Origin of the sequence: Bacillus mobilis (genome assembly GCF_001884045.1) — a bacterium.
Classification (GTDB): Bacteria; Bacillota; Bacilli; order Bacillales; family Bacillaceae_G; genus Bacillus_A; species Bacillus_A mobilis.
Genome location: NZ_MACF01000045.1, coordinates 1 through 4,477, shown reverse-complemented (window position 1 = coordinate 4,477; position 4,477 = coordinate 1). Strand labels below are relative to the sequence as shown.

4 protein-coding genes are annotated in these 4,477 nt (G+C 34.2%); 1 reads left to right on the top strand and 3 read right to left on the bottom strand.

Annotation, left to right across the window (positions count from 1 at the left end):
* Positions 1–307 precede the first annotated feature (307 nt).
* From BAQ44_RS04965 to BAQ44_RS04955, 3 genes are all read right to left on the bottom strand, one after another.
* Entirely contained in the window at positions 308–571 is a 264-nt protein-coding gene (locus BAQ44_RS04965; protein ID WP_002020034.1) for a hypothetical protein, read from the bottom strand.
* 248 nt (positions 572–819) lie between these two features.
* Positions 820–1,746 carry a hypothetical protein gene (locus tag BAQ44_RS04960; protein WP_001259102.1) on the bottom strand — a complete coding sequence of 309 codons (927 nt, stop codon included), beginning with the start codon at positions 1,744–1,746 and terminating at the stop codon, positions 820–822.
* A 9-nt stretch (positions 1,747–1,755) separates the two neighbouring features.
* Positions 1,756–2,739, bottom strand: coding sequence for a hypothetical protein (locus tag BAQ44_RS04955; RefSeq protein ID WP_000796697.1), 984 nt, complete (start codon positions 2,737–2,739; stop codon positions 1,756–1,758).
* A gap of 614 nt (positions 2,740–3,353) precedes the next feature.
* Here BAQ44_RS04955 and BAQ44_RS04950 point away from each other — a divergent pair.
* Positions 3,354–4,304: a nucleoside hydrolase gene (locus tag BAQ44_RS04950; protein ID WP_001125084.1), complete on the top strand. Its 951-nt coding sequence runs from the start codon at positions 3,354–3,356 to the stop codon at positions 4,302–4,304.
* Positions 4,305–4,477: the final 173 nt, after the last annotated feature.

Sequence of the window (4,477 nt, the reverse complement as noted above, 5' to 3'; positions counted from 1 at the left end):
AGTCGATTAAAAATGTGTATAGCAAAATAAGCTATATATACACTAATCGGCTCAAAGAAGCCCTTTCACAAATGAAACAAGACGCAACTTGCTTCTACAACTCAACCACAACACAAAAAAGGTGTGGGAATAAACGGAATCAATTAAACAATAAATATAGTTATATATTAATCTATTTTTATATCATATTCAATTGTTTTAAGGAAACAAAAATAAGAAGGGAATTTATATATAGTTGTTTTATGTACCATATAATAATGCCCCTGTTTCAACGTTTATAAATCCCCTCTTATTTCAGTTCTTGTTGTTACACCATGTACTGCATTTCAAAATAAAGTTTTTCTGGTTTTTGATTTTGGTCTAAATGACATAGTATTTCTGGAATGGTTTGTTCTTCTACTTCCATACTTTCCATATAAGACATACTTTCGTTTTCTTGAACTTTTTTAAAAATGGAAGTAGGTAGTTTGTCTGCAGAAAACACACCCATTTTGCTTCCTAACTTTTGTTCGGATGCAGCGTTGTAGAAAATTTCGTTCACAATGACCTCATTATCATCTGGATCATACATGTACCCTCGTTGTATACGTAGCAATTTGTTACTCCTTTCAAATATATTCCTTTACACGAATGTTTATATTTGTATATATTGTTTTTCTGTATAAAGGTGTCAAAGAATATTATTTCGTAAAATCCGTAATTTGTATAGAGGGAGATACAGGATAATTCGTTTTCTTAAATTTTTTTTAAATATTCCACGCTTTTTTATATAACAAACAAGCCACCCTTTAAAATGAATCAATAGCTTGTAAGGGCGGCTTAGTTTGTTGCGAATAGCTTTGTATTTAATTGTTTAATCTCTCCTTCTGCAAGGGGCTGGTAAAATGCATGTTGTAATCCTTGTATATGCAAGGTTTCTCCTATACATAACAATACTTTACCAGGGAGCAGGTCGAGTAATAGTTCATTATTAATTTGCTTTGCTTGGTTTTCAGTAGAAACATAGATAACTAACACTGTAGGATTGTTTCCTAAATCTTGCATAATAACATCTTTTCCTGATTCTACGAAATCTTTCCATCGAGCAATAATTCGTTTTAAACGATCCTTTTTATCTGTTAGTAGAGTGGAGTATACAACGAAATTAAATATGTGATTTACTCCGCCTTGCACTGCAAAACTTAAAGGAGGGGTAAAAACCCCTTTACTAATAGATGGATGCATAATATGACCTAAAAACGATGGAGCATAACGCAGGTGGCAGATTAATTCTATATCGTGCCAATAACGTAAGTGAACATATTTACCGTGATTATCAATTCGTTCTGGGGCAAAGAAGAACATATTTCCTTGCCAGTATTTTAAAAATTTGTAACCATTGTCGGATAACGTATATGTTTCTTCAAAGATCTCCATTTCAAAACTCTCCACTTGCCATTTTTCAATTAGACGGTAGTAAAGTAATCCTTGAAGTGCATCATTTATTTTCTTACGAGAATATTTATCCTTAAATAAATATAATAAATGATTAAATCGAACAGATGTATGAACACCAATGAAAGCAAGTAAGGTATACTGTTCTTCTGTTAAACGCTGCTTAAACTTAACCAATTCGTCAAAAGAATGGAATACATAGGTTTTATCCAGTTCATGTATCCGATATATTTGAAGTCCCTGTACATCCTCACTTGATAAATGAGGAATAGAAGGGACATAAGTGGGCAATTGTTTCTCTATTGTACGCATAGTCATCCATTAAAATTGGAAAATTGACGAATTAGTTTTTTTACTTTGTCCCTGCGGATAATTTAGGATACGCACTGTACCTTTTCTATTTTTCGCGTCGATATTAAGCAGCTCACATGTAACAATCGTTTGATTTTTCGCATCTTCTACAGTTGGATTAGCAAGATTACGGCTCTTAAGTCCTTTAAACTGAATTCCTGGTGCAACCTCTACGAAAATACCCGCAATAGCGTCTACCCCTACAATTTTACCTACAAATCGGTCACGGCGTTTCTTTAGTTCTAACAACTTTTCAATTGGATCTGTTTCTAGTTTCTTTTTATTTCCTCTAAATTCATAACGGCCATTCTTTTCCCCTACTTTATCGATGATAAGTTCTACAACATCACCAATGACAATATCCTCCGGACGGACGAATGTATAGGACCAGTGTGAGTACCGTACACCTATTGTTACACCGTGTACTTCAACTAAGACTGTTTGTGCAGATGGGATATGTCCTGAAACGGTTCCTGTGTATACCTTGTTGCCCTCTTGCGCTGTCACTTCTTCATATAATCTTTTTTGAAGTGCCAATTCTCCTGCAGTGATAGATACAACAGCAAAGTTGCCTTCCTCCGTTTTTTGGAAGTGTTCAATGATTAAAGGCTTGGTTCTACCAACTAGCCATTGAGGATTTTTAGGAACATTTATACCTGCCTCTGTAATGGGGCAATATGCTGTTGTATGAGTACCAATTTGCATTGTAAGTACTTGTATACGCTCAGACTTTCCGTTTTTAGTTGGGAATAGCTTTTCAGATACGACTGTAATCAAGCCTTTTCCTACAGTACGCTCACGTTTCATACGGGCTAATTCCTCTAGTTCATGATCACGTACTCGCTCAAATTGATTAAAGTTTGTTTCTAGCACTGTGTCACCTTGTAGGTTCTCTGCTTCAAAAGCCATTCCAAGTTCTTCTACAGTTTGAGTGTTTGTCTTATCTTCTGCCATTATATTTTCCTCCTAGAACGTAAAAAAGGACACACCTGTACCGTTGGGATGGTACGTAAGGTGTGTCCTTCACGTAAATTATGGTTTATTTATATAGTTGTTAATACAAATATAATGGTATTTCTACTCAAATGCAAGAATAATTTTAAAATCATAAGTTTGCTATAGGTTAAATCAAAATCTAGAATGCAGCCTTACTAGGGGGACCGCTAGTATTTCGGAAAAAACACGCTAAGAGTATGCATAATTTTATACAATTTTTCGAGTAATTCAGTAACAAACGAGAACCCTAAAACCGCGCCAAGATAGGAATGTATAAAAAATTGAATAGATCCATAGAACAAAAAAAAGCGGACTCCCTGTGAGAGTAAGGGCCCGCTTTTTTCCTCTCTACCAATAATGATGCGTTATGTTAACTGTACTTGTATACAATATACAAAACAAAAATACTTTTTTAGATGCAAACACATATAAGATATCTAAAGTTATAGATGAACAAAATGTACTATTGAAGAATATATAAAATATATATCAAATATATATCAAATATAGTACAAGCCTATTCATTACATCCTTAGTAAAAATAAAATTTTATGGCTTTTGGAGGAAAACATATGCCCAAAAAAGTTCTCTTGTTTACAGATTTGGGAATTGATGATGTGTTTGCTATTCTGTACACCTTTTTTCGTAAGGATATCCAACTTGTGGGGATTGTAGCGGATTATGGAAATGTATCGAGAGAGAATGCTATAAAAAATATTAACTATTTGAAGTATATTTCGGGAAGAAAAGAGATACCCGTATTTCTCGGTGCTTCTGTACCTTTAACAGGTATATTGGTTCAATATTTTCCTGAAGTACATGGAAAAGTAGGACTAGGACCTATCATTCCACCTGAAATCCCTTATCCAATTTATCCCATAAATGATATTTACAAAATTATAAACTCAAATTTAGACGATCTTACAATTATCAATTTGGGAAGACTTTCATCATTGGCTACGTCATTTATTTTGAATTTAGAAGCAATGCGGAATGTGAAAGAATACATTTGCATGGGTGGAGCCTTTTTTTACCCCGGAAACGTGACTGCTGTGGCTGAAGCTAACTTTTACGCAGACCCTTATGCAGCAAACTTAATTCTGCAGCATGAGAAGAATTTGACAATTATTCCATTAAACGTCACCCAACACGCGATTGTTACACCTGAAATGGTTCAACAAATTGATGCATTTCACCGGAATACACAAGACCTTGCAGGACTCATCATCAAACCTATGTTAGACTACTACTATAATTTCTACTCTAAATCGAATCCTGGCATAGGAGGAAGCCCTATGCATGATTTTGTAACAATATGGTATTTGTTGAATCCAGATGCAGTTCGTCTGTCAAAAGTGCCCATCAAAGTAATTCCCGATCAAGGAGAAGGATTTGGTCAAAGTATCGCAGACTTTCGTTTTGTGACAAATCCAGGTTATAAAACACATAATATCGCTTTTCAGTTCAATTATGAAAGATTTAAGAGAGATATTATGGAAACATTTTTAAGGAAAAGACTATAGCATATCCTAAGTAAAGATAAAAATACATATTTAAAAAAGAATTATTTATAGTTGGATGTATTGTAGTTGCTATGAGTTTACTAAAATAGAACTTCCTATATCGAGAATTATGGTGCGACAAGAAGTCGCATTCCCACAGGGTAGCTTCTGCTACTAGATTAGATGCAAAGTCT